Origin of the sequence: uncultured Cardiobacterium sp. (assembly GCF_938028825.1) — a bacterium.
Classification (GTDB): Bacteria; Pseudomonadota; Gammaproteobacteria; order Cardiobacteriales; family Cardiobacteriaceae; genus Cardiobacterium.
Genome location: NZ_CALIZP010000044.1, coordinates 1 through 19,515 on the forward strand (window position 1 = coordinate 1; position 19,515 = coordinate 19,515).

The 19,515-nt window shown below is 62.5% G+C and carries 22 protein-coding genes; 13 read left to right on the forward strand and 9 right to left on the reverse strand.

Annotated features, from left to right (window positions below):
* Positions 1-418 (reverse strand): SCO family protein (locus Q0562_RS06560; protein WP_298642761.1); only part of this gene is annotated, 418 nt, incomplete at its 3' end.
* 167 nt (positions 419-585) lie between these two features.
* On the opposite strand from Q0562_RS06560, the gene Q0562_RS06565 reads away from it, so the two are divergent.
* The gene (locus Q0562_RS06565; RefSeq protein ID WP_298642765.1) at positions 586-972 is read left to right on the forward strand and encodes a hypothetical protein; all 387 of its coding nucleotides are present in this window, start codon (positions 586-588) and stop codon (positions 970-972) included.
* Positions 973-1,030: 58 nt separating this feature from the next.
* Here Q0562_RS06565 and ffh read toward each other — a convergent pair whose 3' ends face one another.
* Positions 1,031-2,392: a signal recognition particle protein gene (ffh, locus tag Q0562_RS06570; protein ID WP_298642767.1), complete on the reverse strand. Its 1,362-nt coding sequence runs from the start codon at positions 2,390-2,392 to the stop codon at positions 1,031-1,033.
* Between the two features lie 77 nt (positions 2,393-2,469).
* Between ffh and ccsA the strand changes: the two genes are divergently transcribed.
* From ccsA to Q0562_RS06585, 3 genes are read left to right on the forward strand one after another with little or no spacing between them, the layout of a single operon-like run.
* The gene (ccsA, locus tag Q0562_RS06575; protein ID WP_298642769.1) at positions 2,470-3,264 is read left to right on the forward strand and encodes a cytochrome c biogenesis protein CcsA; all 795 of its coding nucleotides are present in this window, start codon (positions 2,470-2,472) and stop codon (positions 3,262-3,264) included.
* 18 nt (positions 3,265-3,282) lie between these two features.
* Positions 3,283-4,569, forward strand: a complete 1,287-nt coding sequence (locus tag Q0562_RS06580; RefSeq protein ID WP_298642772.1) for an HlyC/CorC family transporter — start codon at positions 3,283-3,285, stop codon at positions 4,567-4,569.
* A 25-nt stretch (positions 4,570-4,594) separates the two neighbouring features.
* Positions 4,595-5,104 carry a tetratricopeptide repeat protein gene (locus Q0562_RS06585; RefSeq protein ID WP_298642775.1) on the forward strand — a complete coding sequence of 170 codons (510 nt, stop codon included), beginning with the start codon at positions 4,595-4,597 and terminating at the stop codon, positions 5,102-5,104.
* Positions 5,105-5,416: 312 nt separating this feature from the next.
* Here Q0562_RS06585 and Q0562_RS06590 read toward each other — a convergent pair whose 3' ends face one another.
* From Q0562_RS06590 to gss, 4 genes are all read right to left on the reverse strand, one after another.
* Positions 5,417-6,118: an ABC transporter ATP-binding protein gene (locus Q0562_RS06590; protein WP_298642778.1), complete on the reverse strand. Its 702-nt coding sequence runs from the start codon at positions 6,116-6,118 to the stop codon at positions 5,417-5,419.
* A gap of 2 nt (positions 6,119-6,120) precedes the next feature.
* Entirely contained in the window at positions 6,121-6,921 is an 801-nt protein-coding gene (locus tag Q0562_RS06595) for an ABC transporter permease subunit (RefSeq protein WP_298642780.1), read from the reverse strand.
* Positions 6,918-7,604, reverse strand: coding sequence for an amino acid racemase (locus Q0562_RS06600; protein ID WP_298642783.1), 687 nt, complete (start codon positions 7,602-7,604; stop codon positions 6,918-6,920). Before Q0562_RS06600 ends, Q0562_RS06595 begins: the two co-directional genes overlap by 4 nt.
* Positions 7,605-7,796: 192 nt before the next feature.
* Positions 7,797-9,707: a bifunctional glutathionylspermidine amidase/synthase gene (gene gss, locus Q0562_RS06605; protein ID WP_298642786.1), complete on the reverse strand. Its 1,911-nt coding sequence runs from the start codon at positions 9,705-9,707 to the stop codon at positions 7,797-7,799.
* Between the two features lie 129 nt (positions 9,708-9,836).
* Between gss and Q0562_RS06610 the strand changes: the two genes are divergently transcribed.
* Positions 9,837-10,709: a hypothetical protein gene (locus Q0562_RS06610; protein ID WP_298642788.1), complete on the forward strand. Its 873-nt coding sequence runs from the start codon at positions 9,837-9,839 to the stop codon at positions 10,707-10,709.
* Here the strand turns inward: Q0562_RS06610 and Q0562_RS06615 are convergent.
* Both Q0562_RS06615 and trpS read right to left on the reverse strand, forming a co-directional pair.
* Positions 10,672-11,301: a rhomboid family intramembrane serine protease gene (locus Q0562_RS06615; protein WP_298642791.1), complete on the reverse strand. Its 630-nt coding sequence runs from the start codon at positions 11,299-11,301 to the stop codon at positions 10,672-10,674. The two genes, Q0562_RS06610 and Q0562_RS06615, sit on opposite strands and share 38 nt — an antisense overlap.
* Before the next feature lie 152 nt (positions 11,302-11,453).
* The gene (gene trpS, locus Q0562_RS06620; protein WP_298642792.1) at positions 11,454-12,464 is read right to left on the reverse strand and encodes a tryptophan--tRNA ligase; all 1,011 of its coding nucleotides are present in this window, start codon (positions 12,462-12,464) and stop codon (positions 11,454-11,456) included.
* 138 nt (positions 12,465-12,602) lie between these two features.
* Here trpS and Q0562_RS06625 point away from each other — a divergent pair, with 138 nt between their 5' ends.
* The 3 genes from Q0562_RS06625 to mvaD all read left to right on the forward strand — a co-directional run bounded on the left by Q0562_RS06625 (position 12,603) and on the right by mvaD (position 15,025).
* Positions 12,603-12,959 carry an HIRAN domain-containing protein gene (locus Q0562_RS06625; RefSeq protein ID WP_298642796.1) on the forward strand — a complete coding sequence of 119 codons (357 nt, stop codon included), beginning with the start codon at positions 12,603-12,605 and terminating at the stop codon, positions 12,957-12,959.
* The gene (citC, locus tag Q0562_RS06630) at positions 12,959-13,948 is read left to right on the forward strand and encodes a [citrate (pro-3S)-lyase] ligase (RefSeq protein ID WP_298642799.1); all 990 of its coding nucleotides are present in this window, start codon (positions 12,959-12,961) and stop codon (positions 13,946-13,948) included. The genes Q0562_RS06625 and citC overlap by 1 nt, the downstream gene beginning before the upstream one ends.
* An 81-nt stretch (positions 13,949-14,029) precedes the next feature.
* Entirely contained in the window at positions 14,030-15,025 is a 996-nt protein-coding gene (mvaD, locus tag Q0562_RS06635; RefSeq protein WP_298642802.1) for a diphosphomevalonate decarboxylase, read from the forward strand.
* Here mvaD and Q0562_RS06640 read toward each other — a convergent pair.
* Positions 15,022-15,249 (reverse strand): succinate dehydrogenase assembly factor 2, encoded by a 228-nt coding sequence (locus Q0562_RS06640; RefSeq protein ID WP_298642805.1) that lies wholly within the window; start codon positions 15,247-15,249, stop codon positions 15,022-15,024. The genes mvaD and Q0562_RS06640 overlap by 4 nt on opposite strands.
* A gap of 96 nt (positions 15,250-15,345) precedes the next feature.
* Between Q0562_RS06640 and Q0562_RS06645 the strand changes: the two genes are divergently transcribed.
* The 5 genes from Q0562_RS06645 to Q0562_RS06665 all read left to right on the forward strand — a co-directional run bounded on the left by Q0562_RS06645 (position 15,346) and on the right by Q0562_RS06665 (position 19,338).
* Entirely contained in the window at positions 15,346-16,116 is a 771-nt protein-coding gene (locus tag Q0562_RS06645) for a hypothetical protein (protein ID WP_298642808.1), read from the forward strand.
* Positions 16,117-16,152: 36 nt separating this feature from the next.
* Positions 16,153-16,689 carry a DUF1043 family protein gene (locus Q0562_RS06650; protein ID WP_298642811.1) on the forward strand — a complete coding sequence of 179 codons (537 nt, stop codon included), beginning with the start codon at positions 16,153-16,155 and terminating at the stop codon, positions 16,687-16,689.
* Positions 16,686-17,126: an META domain-containing protein gene (locus tag Q0562_RS06655; RefSeq protein ID WP_298642813.1), complete on the forward strand. Its 441-nt coding sequence runs from the start codon at positions 16,686-16,688 to the stop codon at positions 17,124-17,126. The genes Q0562_RS06650 and Q0562_RS06655 overlap by 4 nt, the downstream gene beginning before the upstream one ends.
* A 161-nt stretch (positions 17,127-17,287) precedes the next feature.
* Positions 17,288-18,094 carry an RNA ligase family protein gene (locus Q0562_RS06660; RefSeq protein ID WP_298642815.1) on the forward strand — a complete coding sequence of 269 codons (807 nt, stop codon included), beginning with the start codon at positions 17,288-17,290 and terminating at the stop codon, positions 18,092-18,094.
* A gap of 107 nt (positions 18,095-18,201) precedes the next feature.
* Positions 18,202-19,338, forward strand: coding sequence for an AAA family ATPase (locus tag Q0562_RS06665; RefSeq protein WP_298642818.1), 1,137 nt, complete (start codon positions 18,202-18,204; stop codon positions 19,336-19,338).
* Positions 19,339-19,515: the final 177 nt, after the last annotated feature.

The window sequence follows — 19,515 nt, forward strand, 5'->3', positions numbered from 1 at the left end:
AATTGTCGCGCAGCGGGTCAATGCTGATGAACACGGGCTGGATGACGTCCGGCTCTTTCACTTTTTTCAGCATTTCGCCGAATTCGTACAAGGTCGTCGGGCAGACGTCCGGGCAGGAGGTGAAGCCGAAAGCGACTAGCAGGTATTTGTCGGCAAAAGGCGCGTCGGCATCGGTCACGGGTTTGTCTTCCGGACCGGTCAGGGCGAAGTGGTAGGTGTCGCCGATGACGGGCGGCGCAGTAGCGACGGCAGTACCGCTTGGCACGGCGTCGGTGCTATTCGCGGCGGCAGGGGCGGCGGTTGCCGTGGCAGCGGGCGCAGCGGTTTCTGTGGCGGCAGTCTCTTCCGCCAGTGCGGGCGGGGCGGCCAGGGCGGCGAGGAGGGCGGTGGCAAGCAGGGAACGAAGCGGGTGGGTCATGGCTGTCTCCGGTTGAAAAACTGCCTACATTATAGCCAGTAATCCCGCGTGGTTGCCCCATCCGGCGGCTGTTAACAGGCATAAATCCTAACCAAGCGTAAAGAATGCGCCGCCGCGAATCCGCTAAGATGCGCCGCCTCACCCCAAACCCCGCTAAGGAGACAGCCATGAGAAAGACCCTGCTCACCACCCTCGCCGCCGCGTTTGCCGCCGGTGCCTTCGCCGAAGTGCCGCTGAAAGCGCTGCAAGACCTGCCGCAAGACGCCTACATCCCCGCCGGTGTAACCTTCATCGAAGGCGCGGATGATGAAACCGGCGGCGTCGATTTCACCGTGCAAAGCAGCGGCAAACTCGCCGACATCGCCGCCGATATTCAGGCCAAAGCCCAGGAACGCGGCTGGACCGAAGCCGCCAGCGAAGTCGGCGAAGACAGCGCCAAGTTTGAATACAAGAAAATGAACGGCGACGAACTGGAATACAGCGTCAATTACGTCCTCCTGCCGGAAGGCGGCAAGACGCAGATTGAAGTCGTCTTTCTCGATGAGCGGAAATAACTGCTTGCGAAAGAAAACCCCGCCGCAGCGGGGTTTTCTTTTATGAACGGGCAGCCGCTTATTTGAACGGCAGTTTGCCCATCGGCAGTGCGCCTTTGCTGGCGCCGAGCATGCGCAGCATTTTGCTGCTGCGGAATTTTTTCATCTGGTTCTGCATTTCCTTGAACTGTTTGAGCAGGCGGTTCACTTCCGGCACATCCACCCCGGCACCGGCGGCGATGCGGCGTTTGCGCGAGCCTTTGATGATGTCCGGGTTGCGGCGTTCCTGCATGGTCATCGACTGGATGATGGCTTCCTGGCGGCGGATTTTTTTCGGCGAGAGGTGCTGGTCTTTCACCGCCTGCGGGATGTTGCCCATGCCGGGGATTTTTTCGAGGATTTTGTCCATGTCGATAAGCTGCATCTGGTGCAGTTGTTCGCGGAAATCGTCGAGGTCGAAGGTTTTGCCTTTTGCCATTTTCGTGGCGAGTTTGCGCGCTTTTTCTTCGTCCACCTGGTGTTCGAGGTCTTCGATGAGGCCGAGCACGTCGCCCATGCCGAGGATGCGCGAGGCGATGCGGTCGGGGTGGAAGGGTTCGAGCGCATCGGTTTTTTCGCCGGCGCCGAGGAACTTGATCGGTTTGCCGGTGATGTGGCGGATGGAGAGCGCCGCACCGCCGCGTGCGTCGCCGTCGATTTTCGCGAGGATGATGCCGGTCAGCGGCAGGATGTCGTTGAAGGCTTTGGCGGTGTTGGCGGCGTCCTGGCCGGTCATGCTGTCCACGACGAAGAGGGTTTCGACGGGGTCAAGGCGCTCGTGCAGGTCGCGGATTTCCGCCATCAGCGCGTCGTCGATGTGCAGGCGGCCGGCGGTATCGACGATGAGGACATCGAAGTGTTGCCGCCTGGCGGTATCGAGCGCGCGGGTGGCGATGTCGGCCGGTTTTTCGCTGGTTTCCGAGGGGATGAAGACGGCGCCGACCTGTCCGGCCAGGGTTTTCAACTGCTCGATGGCTGCCGGGCGGTACACGTCGGCGGAGACGACGGCGACTTTTTTCTTGTCGCCGATGAGCTTTTTCGCGAGTTTCGCGGTCGAGGTGGTCTTGCCGGAGCCCTGCAATCCCGCCATGAGGATGACGGCGGGCGGGCGGGCGGCGAGGTTGAGGGCGCTGTTTTCTTCGCCCATGATGCGCACCAGCTCGCTTTTCACGGTTTTGATGAAGGCCTGGTCGGGCGAGAGTCTCAGGCTGACTTCCTGCCCGATGGCGGCGTTTTTGATGGTTTCGATGACTTCCTTGACGACCGGCAGGGCAACGTCGGCCTCGATCAGCGCCATGCGCACGTCGCGCAGGGCCTGGCTGATGTTGTCTTCGGTGATGCGGGCCTGGCCGCGCAGTTTTTTGAGGGTGCCCTGCAAGCGTTCGCTGAGATTGTCAAACATGGTGGGTAGTTCCTTGTTGGTGAAGGTTAAATTTTGTTCGTGTATTATAACGACTTCCCTTTTTTGCAGGATTTTTTATGCAGCTTTGGCTGCCATTGTTCGCTATTGCCGCCTATCTTGCCGCCGCTGCCGGGTTCGTCCGCGTCTCTCGCCACCCGCCGCGCCGCGTCAACCCGCTCTGGGTGCTGGGTATTCTCGTTTGTGCCTGTCAGGGGCACGCCCTGTCGCTGATTGTCTCGATGCAGGGGCGTGATTCGCTCAATCTTTCCATCTTCAATATGGTGTCGGTGAACGCCTGGTTCGTCGCCTGCATCTCCGTGTTCTGGCTGTGGCGCGCTTCGATGGCGCTGGGCGGTGTCATCATCTGCTGCGTCAATGCCGTCGTGGTCGCGCTGCCCTTCCTTTTCGTCAGCGAAAAACCCTTTGCCCAACACCTCTCGCCCGGCATGTGGTGGCACATCCTCACCTCCATCGCCGCCTGGACGTTCATTTCCCTCGCCTTCCTCCATGCCCTGCTTTACGGCTGGCTGTTCCGCCGCCTGAAGCGCAAGCAGCTGAAAGACATCAGCATCACCTCGCTCGTCAGCCTGGAACGGGTGATGATGCTGCAAGCGGTAACGGGCTTCGTCCTCCTCACCTGCGCCCTTCTGACCGGCTGGATGTTCGTCGATGACCTCTTCGCGCAGCACCTCGTCCACAAGACCGTGCTGACAATCCTCGCCTGGATTGCCCTCGGCTGGATGCTCTTTTCTTACTACATCCGCGAACAGCGCGGCATGACGCTGGTCATCGAACTGTGCGCGGTGTTCGTTCTCCTGCTGATGGGCTACGTCCTCAGCAATATCGTTTTGCAATTCATCATTCAACACTAACCATACCAAGGAGCCACCGTGGAAAGCATTCCGCTAGGACTGTTAATCCTCCTGTTACTACTCTGCCTCGCCTTCTCTGCCTTCTTTTCTGCCTCGGAAACCGCGATGATGTCGCTCAACCGCTACAAGCTCAAACACCAGGCAGAAGAGGGCAACAAACGCGCCAAACGCGCCCATCATTTGCTAAAACGCCCTGACCGCCTCATCGGCACCATCCTGCTCGGCAACAACTTCGTCAACATCGCCGCCACCTCGCTCGGCACCGTCATCGGCATCCGCCTCTACGGCGATCTCGGCGTCCTCTACGCCACCGTCATCCTCACCGTCGTCATCCTCATCTTCTCCGAAGTCGCGCCGAAAACCTATGCTGCGCTGCATGCAGCGCGCATCGCCCTGCCGGTCGCGGGCATCCTCACCGGCCTGGTGCGCCTCTTCTCGCCACTGGTTGCCCTTTTGAACGCTGTCGTCCGCCTCATCCTGCGCCCGCTTGGCATCAAAACCGACAACGCCGTCGAAGAAGCACTGAGCAACGAAGAACTGAAAAGCATCGTCCAGTCCGGCGGGGATGATGCCGAAAACAGCGAACAGCAGGAAATGCTGCTCGGCGTGCTCGAACTCGAAGACGTTACCGTCAGCGAAGCGATGGTGCCGCGCAACGAACTCGAAGGCGTGGATCTCAACGACGACTGGGACGACCTCATGCGGCAAATCACCACCAGCCGCCACGGCCGCCTCGTCGCCTACCGCGACCACCTCGACCAGGTCGAAGGCATGCTGCACATCCGCGACATCGTCCTGCAACTACGCGACAACACCTTCGACCGCGCCGCCCTGCAAAAAGCCCTGCGCCCCTGCATCTTCGTACCGGAAAACACCCCGCTGCGCCAGCAACTCCTGCAATTCCGCCGTGCCAAAGCGCGCAGCGGCCTCGTTGTGGACGAATACGGCGACATTCAGGGCCTCATCACCCTGCAAGACATCCTCACCCACATCGTCGGCGACATCGGCGACGAAGACACCGGCGACGAACCGCCGGAAATCGTCGAAAAACAGGAAAACCTCTACACCGTCGAAGGCGGCATCCCGCTGCGCCAGCTGAACCGCGAACTCGGCCTGAAACTGCCGCTGGACGGGCCGAACACCCTGAGCGGCCTTATCATCGAAACCCTCGGCAACTTCCCCGAAGCGGGGACCGAACTCGACTTCCCCGGCTGCCGCGTGCGCGTGCTGGATTTTGCCGACGGCATCGTCGGCCGCGCCGAAATCACCCGCCTGCCGGAAGATGCGGAAGAAGACGGCGACTGACCCATCAACAACACAAGGAGTACCCATGAAAAAACTGCCATTACTGCTCGCCCTCGCCCTTGCCGGCAACATTCAGGCGCAAACCCTCGAAGACGCGGTTGCCGCCTACCGGCAAGGCGACCTTGAAACCGCCGCGCAACAATTCACCGCACTCGCCGAAGCGGGCGATGCCAAAGCGCAATTCAACCTCGCCGTGCTCTACGAAAAAGGTGAAGGCGTCGCGCAGGACAGCGACAAGGCACTGGCGTGGTATCAAAAAGCGGCCGAAGCGGGCAACGTCAACGCCCAGTACAACCTCGGCCTCGCCTACGAAACCGGCGAAGGCGTGCAGCAAGACTACGGCAAGGCACGCGCCTACTACGAAAAAGCCGCAGAACAGGGCGATGCCGACGCGCAGAACAACCTCGGCGGCCTCTATGCGCGCGGCGACGGCGTGAAAAAAGACCTGAAAAAAGCGCGGGCATGGCTGGAAAAAGCCGCCGCGCAGGGCAACGAAAACGCCCGCCTCAGCCTGCTTGATCTCGACGCGCAGTAGCCACCCCTCCGTACGCGGCACCAAAAACCATAAATTCAAGCGCCTGCGGCGCAGGCAAATGCACGGCCAAGCCCCCTCCCCCGCAAGCGGGGGGAGGGGCTTTTTCTTTGATGATTAAAGATTTTTCCGCCTGCCGGGATAGGCGGACAGCCATGTCCCGCTTGCGGGGGCCGCAGGGCGGAAGGAGGGATATAGTCGTTTCAAACAGGATTGAGACAAGGCGGCGAGGCGAGCCAACACCGTATCAGTCCTGTTTGAAACGACTATAAAACGCCGCCCGGTAACGTCTTTTCTTCTATCCGCAGCGGGCGGTCAATCCGCCAGCGCCGCTTCCTCAATCCCGCGTAAAGCCGGGTGGGCGCTTTTGTCGCGGCACCAGGCGGCGTCGCGGGCGGGGAAGGGGTCATCCAGGTGGATGTCGGCGAAGCATTGCGTCGGTTTGCCGCGCAGGCAGTAGATGTGGCGGGCGAGGCGCACCGCTTCCTGCGCGTCGTGGGTGACGAGGCAGACGGCGGTGCCTGCGTCAATGAGGCGGATGACGCGTTGTTGCAGTTCGTCGCGCAGGCGGGCGTCGAGCGCGCTGAACGGTTCATCCATCAGCAGCAGGTCGGGTTCGGTAATCAGCGCGCGGGCGAGTGCGACGCGCTGTTGCATGCCGCCGGAGAGTTCGTGCGGGTATTTGCGCATATCTTTGTCGTCCAGCCACAGTTCGCGGAAAAGCGTCTTGATGCGCGCTGTATCCGCTTTGGGAGCAACAAGGCGGACGTTTTCGTCGGCGCGCAGCCACGGCAGCAGGCGCGGTTCCTGGAAGAGATAGGCGAGACGGCGGGCGTGGCAACGGATGCTGCCATCTTCCAGCTCAACGAGTCCGGCGATGGCGCGCAGGATGGTGGTTTTGCCGCAGCCGGAGGCACCGGAAAGGGCGAGGCATTCGCCAGCGGCGAGGTGCAGGCTGAAGTTTTCGACGATGGTCTGTCCGCCGAGGTCGATTTGGATGTTATCTAGCGTCAGCATGTTCAGGAGCGGCGTTCGGTGATGAAGAGGCGGCGCAGCGGTTCGAGTGCGCCGTATTCGATGGCCATGATGATGGCGACGATGAGGATGATGTAGGCCATCACATCCACGGTGTCGAGCATGGCACGGGCGCCCGCGATGGCGCTGCCCATGCCGTCGTTGCTGCCGAGCAGCTCCGCCATGACGGTGATTTTCAGCCCGCTGCCGACGGCGACAATCAGCGCGGGCAGGAGTTGGCGCAACACGTGCGGCAGGTAGAGGGCGCGCAGGCGGCGCAACCACGGCACGCGGTAGCTTTCGAGCATTTCGGCGAGCGGCGCGGGGATGGTGATGATGCTCATCTGCGCGGCGGCGAACACCAGCGGCAGCACGGTAATCCACACGGTGAAGACGACGCTGGTACTGCCCATGTTGAACCAGAAAATGGCCAGCACCACCCAGATGATGGGCGGCGTGCCGAGCAGCACGGTATTGATGGGGCGCAGCAGCAGGACGAGGGTGCGGCTCAAGCCGGCGATGAAGCCCGCGCCGATGCCGCAGGCCAGCGCCAGGGCGATGCCGAAGCCGCCGCGTTCGAGGGTGAGCAGCACCTCGCCGCGCCCGGCGGTCGCGAGGATGTCGCGGGCGCGGGCGAGGACGGTCAGCGGCGCGGGAATCAGCATGTCGCCCAGGCGGTCATGCCCGAACTGCCACAGCGCGGTGAAGGCGAAAAGCGAGGCGAGCGCGGGGAAAATGCCCCAGCAATAATCGCTGATGCGCCAGGCCAGCGGGCGATCCAGCGGCTTGCCGTCTTCCAGAATCATGACGCTTCCCCGGCAGCGGCGACGGCGGCGCGGGCGAGCGCGTCGGTGGCATCCACCAGCGGACGGCCGTCCCGCCAGTACGGCAGAAAGAGCGGCAACTCGGTGCAGGCGAGAATCAGGCTGTCGGCGGCAATCGCGGCGGCGGTTTCCGCCAGCAGCGGCGCATAAGCGGCGGTATTGCCCGCCTTCGCCCCATCATAAATACAGCGCATCAGCGCGTCGGTCTGCGCGTCGTCGGGTTCGACCGCCTGATAACCCGCCTGTTGCAGGGCGTCGCGGTAAATCCCCGCCTGACGGATGCCGCGTGTGGACAAGACGGCGACGCGGCTGCCGCGCGGCGTCGTCCCGGCAAGCGCGGCTACCGCACATGCGGCAATATGCAAAAACGGCAGGGCGGTGCGCGCGCGCAGGGCGGGATAATAAAAATGCGCGGCATTGCAGGCCATCAGCAGCAGCTCCGCCCCCGCCGCTTCGAGGCGGCGCAGACTGCGTTCGAGATACGGCAGCGGATCCTCGCCCGCGCCGCAAATGTGCGCGGTGCGGTCGGGAATCTGCGGATAACTGTCAATCACGATGTGCAAATGCTCCTGGTCGCGGCCCGCCGCGCAGTGATTGGTGATTTTCTGATACAAATCGATCGTCGCTTGCGGACCCATGCCGCCGATGATGCCGAGGGTTTTCATGATGCGTGCCCCGTGGAAATAAGCGGCGATTGTAGCGCAGACGCGGCGGATTGGCCTTGACGCGGCGCGGGCATGACGGGAAACGACTATGACCTGCCGCAGAGCGGGCCCAAGCCCGCCGTACCTTCCTTCACGCCCGCAATGGCGGGCCAACATGCGCCCCGCCCGGCGGCCCCACGGGGTGGGGAATGTTCATGCCTCCGCCGGGGTTTGCAGAAAAGCGTCGTCAGTGAGGATACGCAGCGGGCGGATGTCGCTGGCGCCGGTGATGATGCGCGTCGGGTCGCTTCTCAGGCAGCAGCCGCCGTAGTGCCCGCCGACGGTGAAGGTGCAGATTTGCACATAGTCGCCGCCGACTTTGGGCAGGCACCACAGTTGCTGGTAGATGTGTTCTTGCGCGCCGAATTTGCCGGCGGTGGCCTCCGGTCCGTCCGTGCCAATCAGGGTAACGTTGTCGCCGCAGCGGCCGCCGATGGGTTTTTTTGCGTAGCCTTCGGCGGCAAGCGCCGGGGTGAGGCGGTAGTCGGCATCGAGCAGGTAGCGGTGGCCGGGGAAGAGTTCCCACAGCACGGGCAGGATGGCCTTGTTGCTGGGGATGACCGTCCACAGTGGTTCGTACACCAGCACTTCCGGGCGCAGCAGCACGTCGATGAGGCGCACGCTGTCGCCGGGGTAGCCGGTACGGATGGGCGGGGCGACTTCGCGCCCGTCCGCGTCTTCGCGCAGTTGTTCGAGCACGGTTTCCCAGGCCCAGGTTTTCCACACGGAGAGGATTTGCCGGCCGTCTTCGTCGAGCAGGCGGCCACGGTTGTCCCAGTGCAGGCCCTCGGTGCCATAGACAGTTTTGGTCGCGATGCCCGCGCTTGCAAGTGCCGACTGCATGAAGCGGGCGTGGTAGGTTTCTTCGCTGTCGTGGTCTTGCAGGATGTGCACCAGCGGCGCGTGGCGGCGGTGTTTCCAGCAGTCGGTAAGGGCGTTTTTGAGCCCCGCGCCGGGGTCTGTCCCCGCGCGCAGGCCGCCCGCTGCCGCCCAGCGCGCAAGGATGGCGCCGGTTTCGGCGTGGCAGGAGGCGGAATCGGCGTTGTATTCGTAGGATTTGAGGCCGCGCGCGTCGAGGCAGAAGTCCAGCCGTCCGGTGATGGTCTGGTGGCGGCGGTTCTGCCACGACAGGCGCAGGCGCGGCCAGAGCAGGCGCGGGATGTCGAAGTTTTGCAGCAGGCGGTCGTCTTTGAGGACGCGGTCGGTGGCGTGCAGGTACATCAGGTGCACTTCGTTGGTGGCGCGGATGAGTTCGTGTTTGGCGCTTTCCGAGAGGGTGTAGTAGCGGTAGGGGTCGCTGTCGGCAAGGCGCTGCCCGCCCATCGCCGCAATGAAGGCGCTTTCCAGCGGTTCGGCTTCGTTCAGCCACTGCCCCGCCAGACGGCCGGGGGCGGGCAGGTGCGCGCTGTGGATAGTGAGCAGTTCGGGCGGCGGCACGGGTTGCGCCAGGCTGTATGCGGGGTCGTCGGTCTGGATCATCCAGCCGAGGATGGTGGTGTCGGTGAAGGTGTCGTGCAGGGTGTGGCCGCCCGAGGCGTCCACGCTCATCGGCAGTTCGCGCGTCCACTGCTGCCCGCTGGGCAGGCGCGAGTGGATGACGTTCTGCTCGACGATGCGGATGCGGTCGGGCAGGACATCGGTGATGATGGCGACGTGCCCGGTGCGCTCGAATTCGCCGCCTTCGTCCCAGATGAGCAGCGCCCCCGCCTCAGGCCGTTTGCGGCTGCCGTTGGCGTAGGCTTGCAGCGGCAGCAGCGCGTCGTTGACGACCTGGCGCAGGAAGCGCAGCGAGAAGATTTCGTAGGCCATGCCGACATCGGTGAAGACCATGCCGTGATTGAGGTAGAGATAGCGGCGGGCGAACTCGACGCACTGCCATTTGTAGCCCATGTATTCGCCGCCGAGGTAACTGCGGTAGGCGGCGTCGTCGGGAAATTCGCGCTCGTCGGCGCTGTCGTAATCGGAAGAATAGATGGCGATGCCACCCGGCGCGTAACCGAGCAGGCTGCCGAAGGGGTCGTTGGTATGGATATTGGCGGATTTTTCGGGGGTGGTTTCGGACATGATGATGGGCCGTGGCTGGAAAAGCGCGCGATTGTACGCCTCTGCGCAAAGGGTGGCGCAGGAGCTGAGAACACCGTGCATGGCAGCGCTATACTGGCCGCCTCTCTTCCATCACGACAAGGAGCCAACATGAACAGATACCGCCACACCCTGTCTGCCCTGTTGATATTCGTCGGAATGACCGCTCACGCCAATCAGGATTGCTATGAAATGGATATGGTCTTGAAGGCGCAATTACAGGCGCTTGCAGAAGTCGCCTTCCCCTACGCTGGCGATGGTGTAAAAAATAACAGGCTGAATGCCGAGATAAAAAATTTCCTTAAAGCCAATGCCAACAGCGATACTTGGAAATGCACATTTCCGCTGGCTAGGCGTGAATTGAATATTGTTACCTCTAAGGATGAGAAACTCCGCGCGTATGCTTGGGATAATCAGCAAGGAGGTACCATGCGTTTCTCTTATGGCTTATGGCAATATCGCGATAAGGCAGGAAAGACTCATATCATGGATGCCCATCCCGAAGCCGAAGAGCCGGAACGCTGGGGCAATAGCGGCTTTGTGCGGGCGATCTATACGGCCCGTTTGGGGAAAAAAGGAACAGCCTATTGGCTGATAGAAGTACACCAAGGATCTACCCTGCTCACCGGGTACAATGCTACCTTGCTTCATGTCGTGAAGGACAAGTTGGCATACGCTGACTTAATTGCCCTGAATGGCGGCTATGGGCACGAATTAAGGTTTGAAATTGATGATTCCGGCATGAGGAAAGATTCCGCTTTCGACAATCGGATTCCAGAGTTTATCTATGATGATAAGCGTAAAGAAATGCGGATTTCCTTCATTGACTATGAAGATTCCAAATACCCTGATGGGAAAGTAGTTGAGGACGCAGCTATCTGGCGCTTTAATGGTCAATACTTCGTGCCACACAAAATGAAAAGCCCCACTAGGCGGGGCTTCTCGATTATTCCTGTTCCTGGTGCTGCGGCCAGCGGGTGGTGATGAGGTAGTAGGGCAGGGCGACGAGCAAACCGGTGGCGAGGCCGGCGGCGTGTACCCAGTCCGCCATGCCGCCGATGAGGTGGACGAAACCCGCCAGCATGAAGACCACGCTGGCGTAGAACAGGGGCGGTTTGACGACAGCGCGGTAGGCGGGAATCTGGTAGCCACGCAGCCAGACGTAGCCGATGAGCGCGAAGCAGACGCCGGAGAGGCCGCCGAAGTAGCTGCCGTAGAAGTAGCCGCCGGTGGTGTTGCCGATGACGGCGGCGAGGAGGAAGAGCAGGATGAGGCGCAGCGGGCCCTCGCGCGTTTCGATCAGGCCGCCGAGGGTCAGCCACCACAAGGCATTGAAAAGGAGGTGGGTGACGAGCGAATTGAAGGATTTGAAATGCAGGAAGGCGGGGGTGATGGTGCGCCACCATTGACCGGCGGCGATGTCGTGCGCCGACCAGCGCAACCAGCCGGTGAGGCTGTTGGTACCGACCCAGGTGGAGAGGGTCACGACGAGGCTCAGGATAAGCACCGTCCAGGTGACCCAGCCGGCCTGCATCAGCACCGGGGAATGTTCTTCGGGGTAGTGGCGTCTGTACACGTATATCGTCCTTACAGTTGCTTGGCACTATTTATAGGGGTTTTCCGCTATCGTAACAGATCCATTACCAAAACGACACAGAGAACGTATCAAAAAAGCGACAACCATGCGGTTTTGTTGTACGTTTGCCACTTCCCCGCCTCGCCTGCGGATCAACCCAACTTGCGGATGCCGACGGCGTCGCGGATTTCGTCCAGGAACGGACGCGCGTGTTTGCGGGCTTTCGCCGCGCCGGCCTGCAAGATGTCTTCGATGCGTGCCGGATGGGCGGTGAGTTCGCGGAAGCGTTCGCGCGGCTCGCTGAGTTCGGCGTTGATGCGCTCAAACAAGGCCTGTTTCGCTTCGCCCCAGCCGATACCGGCGGCATAGCGCGCGCGCATTTCTGCCTGTTCGGCTTCACCGGCAAAGGCGCGGTAGATTTCAAAGATGGTGGATTCGTCGGGGTTTTTCGGCTCGCCCGGCTCCTGCGAGTTGGTGACGATTTTCATGATTTGCTTGCGCAGTGCCTTTTCTTCTTCAAAAAGGGCGATGGTGTTGCCGTAGCTTTTGCTCATCTTGCGCCCGTCGAGGCCGGTGAGGAGCGCGACGTCGTCGTCCACCACCGCTTCCGGCAGGACGAACAGCTCGCGGTAGCGGTGGTTGAAGCGCCCGGCGATGTCGCGCGCCATTTCGACGTGCTGAATCTGGTCGCGCCCGACCGGGATATGGGTCGCGTTGAACATCAGGATATCCGCCGCCATCAGCACCGGGTAGGAAAACAGCCCCATCGAGATGCCGTGGTCGGGGTCGGTGTTGCCCTCGGCGACGTTGGCGTCCACCGCCGCTTTGTAGGCGTGGGCGCGGTTCATCAGGCCCTTGGCGCAGACGCAGTTGAAGATCCAGGTGAGTTCGGGGATTTCCGGGATGTCAGACTGGCGGTAGAAGGTGATGCGTTCCGGATCAAGACCGCAGGCGAGCCAGGTAGCAGCGACGGCGAGGGTGGAACGGTGGATTTGTTCGGGGTCGTGGCATTTGATGATGCCGTGGTAATCGGCGAGAAAGAGGAAGGATTCTTCGCCGCTTGCCTGACTGGCGGCGATGGCGGGACGGACGGCGCCGACGTAGTTGCCGAGGTGCGGGATACCGGTGGTGGTGATGCCGGTGAGAACGCGGGTGTGGCTCATGCGAGATTCCTTAAATGATCTGAAAAACGGGGCGGGATTATATCGCCGGACGGCAAAATAACGCCGCCTTTATCGCCATTTGGCACGTTTTTCGCTATGATTTTCACGATAAATAAATGTTCATTTTAGGGAACCACCATGTGGAAAAAATTGAAAAAATGGTTTCGCCGTGCGCCGCAGCCGGTAGTCGCGCAAGTGCCGGTGGCGGGGCTGGCCTACTACCGCGCCGAAGACCTGGCGACGCTGATGCACCGGGGCGACCTGCTTGATTTGCGCCACGAACCGGATAACGAACACGATGATCACGCCATCATGATCTTCTGGCATAACAACAAAATCGGCTACGTCCCCGGCGAATACGCGCGCGAACTAAACGACCTGCTTGGCGATTGTGACCGCCTCTGCGGCAAAATCGTCACCATCGATCCGGAAAGCGAAGAGCGCCGCTGGGTCAAATTCAACATCTACCCGCAACGCAAGCGGCGCTGGCGCTGATGCAGCAGCTTTTCCCCGCCCGTATCGCCGCTGACTGCGCCGCCTGGCTTGATCTCTTGCAACGCGAAGGCATCCGGGGCGAGGCTAATCTTGATGCCGTGTACGGCATTTATGACGACGGCGGCGCGCTGATCGCCACCGGCGCGCGCTACCGCAACATCCTAAAATGCATCGCCATCTGCCGCGCCCACCAGGGCGGCACCCTCTTCAACGAACTGATGAGCGGCCTGATGGCGGATGTCTTCACGCGCGGCTACGGTGCCTGCTACGTCTATACCAAAGCCGACGCCTGCGCCGCCTTCCGCCACCTCGGTTTCCGCGACATCGCCCATGTGGACGACACCCTCTACTTCCTCGAAAACGCCGTGCGCGGCCTGCCGCACTATTTGCAGGCGCTGCGTGCGCACTATGTGGCGGGCAGCCGCATCGCCGCCATCGTCATGAACGCCAATCCCTTCACCAACGGTCACCGCTACCTCGTGGAAAAAGCGGCGCGGGAAAACGACGTGGTGCACCTTTTCGTGCTGAGTGAAGACCTGTCGCAATTTCCCGGCGCGGTACGCCTCGCGCTGGTCAAGGCGGGTACGGCGGATCTCGCCAACGTCCACGTCCACCCGACCGGCGACTACATCATCTCGGCGGCGACCTTCCCCGCCTATTTCCTGCGCGAAGACGCGAACATCACGGAAATCCAGGCGCGGCTGGATGCCCGCATTTTCAAAGAGCACATCGCCCCCGCGCTTGGCATCACGAAACGCTACGTCGGCAGCGAGCCGCTCAGTCCCGCGACTGCCATCTACAACGCCGCGCTGCAACGTGAATTTGCCGGGCAGCCGGCGCTTGTCATCATCGAACGGCAGCAGGCGGACGGCGACGTCATCAGCGCCTCGCGTGTGCGTCGCCTGCTGGCCGCGGGCGACATGGAGGCTATCCGCCCGCTGGTACCGCCGACCACTTTTCGCTATCTGACAAGCGGCGAGCTGCCGTAACGCCCGCAGCAAACCGCCCCGGCGGTTTCTTCGTACGAGCGCCGCCCGTGATGTCTTGCCAACCCTTTCCGGAATCCGCTCATGACCCCTGCCGACTATCTCGCCCCCCACCTGCCGCCGCGCCTTGTTCCCGCCGGAACCGCCACCGCCTACGCCCCGGCCAACATCGCCCTCGCCAAATACTGGGGCAAGCGCGACCGCGTGCTGAACCTGCCGGTGAACGGCAGCCTCTCCATCTCGCTCGGCAGCCACGGCAGCCGCACCATCGTCGGCGCGGCAGAAGCCGACAGCATCACCCTGAACGGCGTGCGTGCCGCCGCCGACAGCGCCCTGCACCGCCGCACCTTCGCCTTCATCGAACACCTCCGCCGGGGCGCGCCGCAGCCGCTTGCCATCACAAGCGAAAACACCATCCCCACCGCCGCCGGTCTCGCATCCAGCGCCTCCGGTTTCGCCGCGCTCACCCTGGCGCTCAACGCCTACTGGCGGCTCAACCTGCCCGGCGCCGTCCTCTCCGCCCTCGCCCGTATCGGCAGCGGCAGCGCGGCGCGCTCGCTCTGGCACGGCTTCGTCAAATGGGACAAAGGCGAACAGCCCGACGGCAGCGACAGCATCGCCACGCCCATCGCCAGCGACTGGCAGGACCTGCGCGTCGCCCTCCTGCCCATTGACAGCGGCGCGAAGAAAACCGCAAGCGGCGACGGCATGAACCACACCACCGCCACCAGCCCGCTTTACACCGCCTGGCCGGCGACCGCCGCGCGCGACCTCGCCGCGATTGAGGCGGCGATTCATGCCCGCGATTTCACCGCGCTCGGCGCGACGGCGGAAGCCAACGCGCTCGCCATGCACGCCACCATGCTCGCCGCCCGCCCCGCCCTGAGTTATCTGCACGGCGCGAGCCTCGACGCCCTGCACCGCCTTTGGCGGCAACGCGCTGACGGCCTGGAAATCTACGCCACCATTGACGCCGGGCCGAACATCAAAATCCTCTATCACCGCCGCGACGGGGCAGCGGTGCGCGCCGCCTGGCCGCAGGCGGTGTACATCAACCCGTTTGCCGCAAGCGGCGCCTAACGCCCCCGCAGCCGCGCGACCAGCGCCGCGATGTGCGCATCCGCGTCTTCCACCCCGTGAAAGAGGCGGTCGAGAATATCGGGGTCCTGATATGCCAGCAGCGCGGCAAACGCCTGTTGCTCGGCAGGCGGTGCGTCCGCGTAGTCAGCCTGCAAATAGTCTTGCAGCACGATGTCCAGTTCCTTGATGCCGCGCCGCGACAGCCAGACCAGCCGTGGGTTCATGATGGTGTCCTCGTCAGGATAAAGAGAGTGTTTAAGTATATCGCCCGGGCTATAATACGGCTACATAAATCCACAAAAAACCACAGGAAAAACACCATGATTGACGATTCCCTCATCCTGAAAGTACACGGCCTCGCGGCGGGCAGCTTCCTGCAAGAACAACTCGAAGATGATTTGGGCGCGCTGGCACAAGGACACTGGACATTCGCCGCCTGCTGCGGCGAAGAAGGGAAAGTGCTGGCCTTTCTCTGGGTCTTTCCGTGGACGGACGGCATCCTGCTGCGCCTGCCGCGCTCCGCCGCCCCCGCCTTTCTTGCCCATATCGAAGCGCGTATCGGCGAGCGCGACGTGCAGTTCACCGCCACCGCCCTGCATTTCGGCGCCCTCGCCGACGACGGCAGCGACACCGAACCCGCCCTCTGCACCGACGCAAGCGGTATCACCCGAATCGGCGGCGTTCCCGGCGTTACCCCCTGCCTCAGCGAAGCCCCGCTGACGGAAGCACTGCCCACAGAAGCATGGTATGCCGCGCGCATCCGCGCCGGTATTCCCGAAATCTACGCCGACACCGCCAACCTTTTCCTGCCGTGCATGCTCAACGCCGGCCTCCCGCACCGGCACGATGCCCACCATTTCAGCAAATGCGCGCAGCACCGCCACCTTGCCTACGCCATCGTCTCCGTCTGCGCCAGCGGCTGCCGCGCCCTTTACCACAAACACACCCCGGCAGGCACCATTCTCGATTACGGCAGCGACGGCAACACCGGCATCATCCAGGCCGTCGTGGAAGACCGCTTCATCGGCAAAAAACTCGCCACGCGCGATGAAGAACAGCCCCTGATCTTTCAGCGGGTCGCCGCCAAATAAGCCTATAATCCCGCCTTTATCATCCCAGGAGCCCACATGACCCCATCCGTTCTCGTCGCCGCCGCCCTCGGTTTCTTCATCGGTGCCGTCCTCGTCTGGATAATCAAAAACACCAACCAGAGCGGCGAACAGCAGCTGCAAGAAGAAGCCGAAACCCTGCGCAAGGAGCGTGACGCGCTGAAACAGTCCTACGCCCGCTTCCGCAGCAGCGTGAACAGCCACTTCGCCCGCACCGCCGACGCCGTGGACCAGCTGACCGACAGCTATAAAAACGTCTTCAACCAGTTGAGCGAAGGGGCGCAGCACCTGATGGACAAAGAAGCGCTCAAAGAACAACTCGACAAACGCCGTGGCAAAACCGTCACCCTGTCCTACCTCGCAGCGGAAAAAGAAGCCGCTGCGGTGAAACCCGCCGAAGCCGCCAAACCTGCGCCGGCGGCAAAAACGGCGGAGGCGGCGCAACCTGCCGCCGCCGACCCCAGACCCGTCGAGGCGGCAGCGAGCGACAAAAATGAAACGCCGCAGGAAGCCGTCAAGCGGCACCTGCACAACAACCGGGAGCAACGTCTATGAAAACTGCGACACACACGGCGGCATGGTGCGCCGCCCTCCTCCTCGCCGCCTGCCAAAGCGGCCTGGGCGCACACGAAACGGGCAACGGCGGGACGGATGCCGCGCCGCAGCACGAATGGGTTCTGGAAAGCGGCCGGGCGAACGGCAAAGCGCTGGATACCGCCGCCGGCAAAGTTACCCTGAACACCGCAAGCAAAGACGCCTTCACCGGCGTCGCCGCCGTTAACCGCTACAACGCGCCGGTGAAAATACGCGGCAACAGCATCGAACACACCGAGACCATCACCACCACCCTGATGGCGGGCGACATGGCGGCGATGCGCCTCGAGAGCGCCTACCTCGAAGCCCTGGGAGCGACCAAAACCATCAGACGCGACGGCAATGCCCTCACCCTGAGCGGCGACGGCATCGAACTACACTACCGCCCCGGCCCCTGAAACCACCGCTTGCAGCCATCCCCTGCACGACACCCCGCCAAGCGGCGTAAACACGGGTTCCGCGTAGCCCACCAAGCAGGCGCAGCCTGCTTTTTGCGTTTTTGACAAGGACGACGCCAAGCGGCGTAAACACCGACTTTCCTGCCAAGCTCACACACCCCATGACCCTCAGCGAAAAATACCAGCGCAGCCTGCACGTCCACATCAGCCTCGGCACCACTTCGGACGACCGCTTCATGCCCGCCGGATACGTGCGCAGCTTCGCGCAAAAAACCGCCCTCGTCCTTACCGAAAAGCTCGACAGCCAGAACAACTGCTTCAACCGCCACGGCGTTTTCGCGCGCTCACACGCCGCCCCCAGCCAGCACCCGTGGGACAAACCCCTGCGCGAACGCTGGCAGCACATCCGCCACGACCTCGGCGGGATCGAACTCTTCGGCGAAAATCTCTACGGCATCCACTCCATCGCCTACCATGCCCTCGAATCCTACTACTACCTCTTCGCCGTGCGCGAAGGCGGGCGCTGGCTCGGCTGGGAAGAAGTGCAGTACTACGCCGCCCTCTTCGATTTCCCGACCGTCCCCGAAATCCCCATCACCACGCCGCTCGCCGCCCTCTACGACGAGCAGCGCGACGAAAACCGCGTCCTCGCCGACTGGCTCACCGCCAACCTCGGCATGCCGTGGACGGACGCCGTCGAAACCGCCGGCGCGCTCGGCGGCTACGACCCGGCGAGCGGCGCGCCCTGCTGCGAAGGCTTCGTCATCCGCAACCGCGACGGCTACCTCACCAACAACGGCGACCTGCCCGTTGCCGCCAACGAATTCGACAACCTCTGCAAACTCGTGCGCGCCAAACACGTCAAAACCGGCACCCACTGGACAAAAACCTGGCAACCCGCGTGCCTCATCGATTACCAAAAATACGGCTGGGACGCCTACGCTTATAGTCGTCCCAAACAGGACTGATACGGTGTTGGCGAGCCTCGCCGTATTACACACATACTGTCTTCGGCTCGCCGCCTGGTCTCAGCCCTGTTTGAAACGACTATTTTGACCATTTTGGAGAGACTGAAATGTGGACCTTCCCGCACTACCACCCCGGCCACGACCCCGACTGGCCGGCCCTCACCGCCGCCTACCCGTGGCTGGCCGACATGGCCGGCGTGCCACAAGACCTTGAATGGCACGGCGAAGGCGACGTCCTCACCCACACCAAAATGGTCGCCGCCGCGCTGCTCGAACAGGCGGACTACCAAGCGCTGGACGAAGAAGCCCGGCACATCCTCTTCGCCGCCGCCCTCATGCACGACATCGAAAAACGCAGCACGACGACCCGCGAAACCATCGGCGGCAAAACCCGCATCACCTCGCCGCGCCACGCCAAAAAAGGCGAATACAGCGCGCGCCGCCTCCTTTACACCGACATCCCCGCGCCCTTTGCCGTGCGCGAACAGATCGCCAAACTCGCGCGCTGGCACGGCCTGCCGCTGTGGGCCATCGACAAAACCCACCCCGCGCACCGCGTCATCAGCGCCGGGCTGCAAGTCAATACCCACTGGCTGACCCTGCTCGCCCGCGCCGATATCCGGGGCCGCATCTGCCCGGACGCCGACAGCCTGCTCACCCGTATCGACCTCTTCGCCGAACTCTGCCGCGAAAACGACGGCTACGGTCAGCCGCGCCCCTTCGCGACCAACCTCGCCCGCTACCACTACCTCAACCACCCGGACAGCTACCCCGACTACGAACCCTACGACGACCTGAAAAACGACGTGTATATCCTGAGCGCCCTGCCGGGCAGCGGCAAAGACACCCACATCCGCACGCATCACCGCGACCTGTCCGTCCTCTCGCTGGACGACATCCGCCGCAAAGCAGGCATTGACCCCACCGACAAAAAAGGCAACGGCCGCGTCATCCAGCAGGCCAAAGAACAGGCGCGCGCCTACCTGCGTGCCGGCGAACCCTTCGTGTTTAACGCCACCAACATCGGCCGCGACATCCGCGAGAAATGGACGGGCCTCTTCGCCGCCTACCATGCCCGCCTCCACCTGCACTACCTCGAAGTACCCTACACCCAACTGCTGCAACAAAACCGCAACCGTGCCCGCCCCGTACCGGAAGCCGTGATCAGCCGCCTGCTCGACAAACTGGACATCCCCGATTACAGCGAAGCGCACAACGTGCAATATCTCGTCGGCGGCAACTGATACCAAAATCCTTCGTGCGCGGCAAAAAGAAAGAACCCTTCCCCCCGCGTGACCGAAAGCCGAAAGGGGGTAAAAATCATGACGGCGTCATGGGAAAGGGCAATAACGAATCTTGGCGTAATGTTTGCGGGAGGCGGGGTTGCCCGTTGTTTTCTAACGGGGGTTATCCCGCCACGA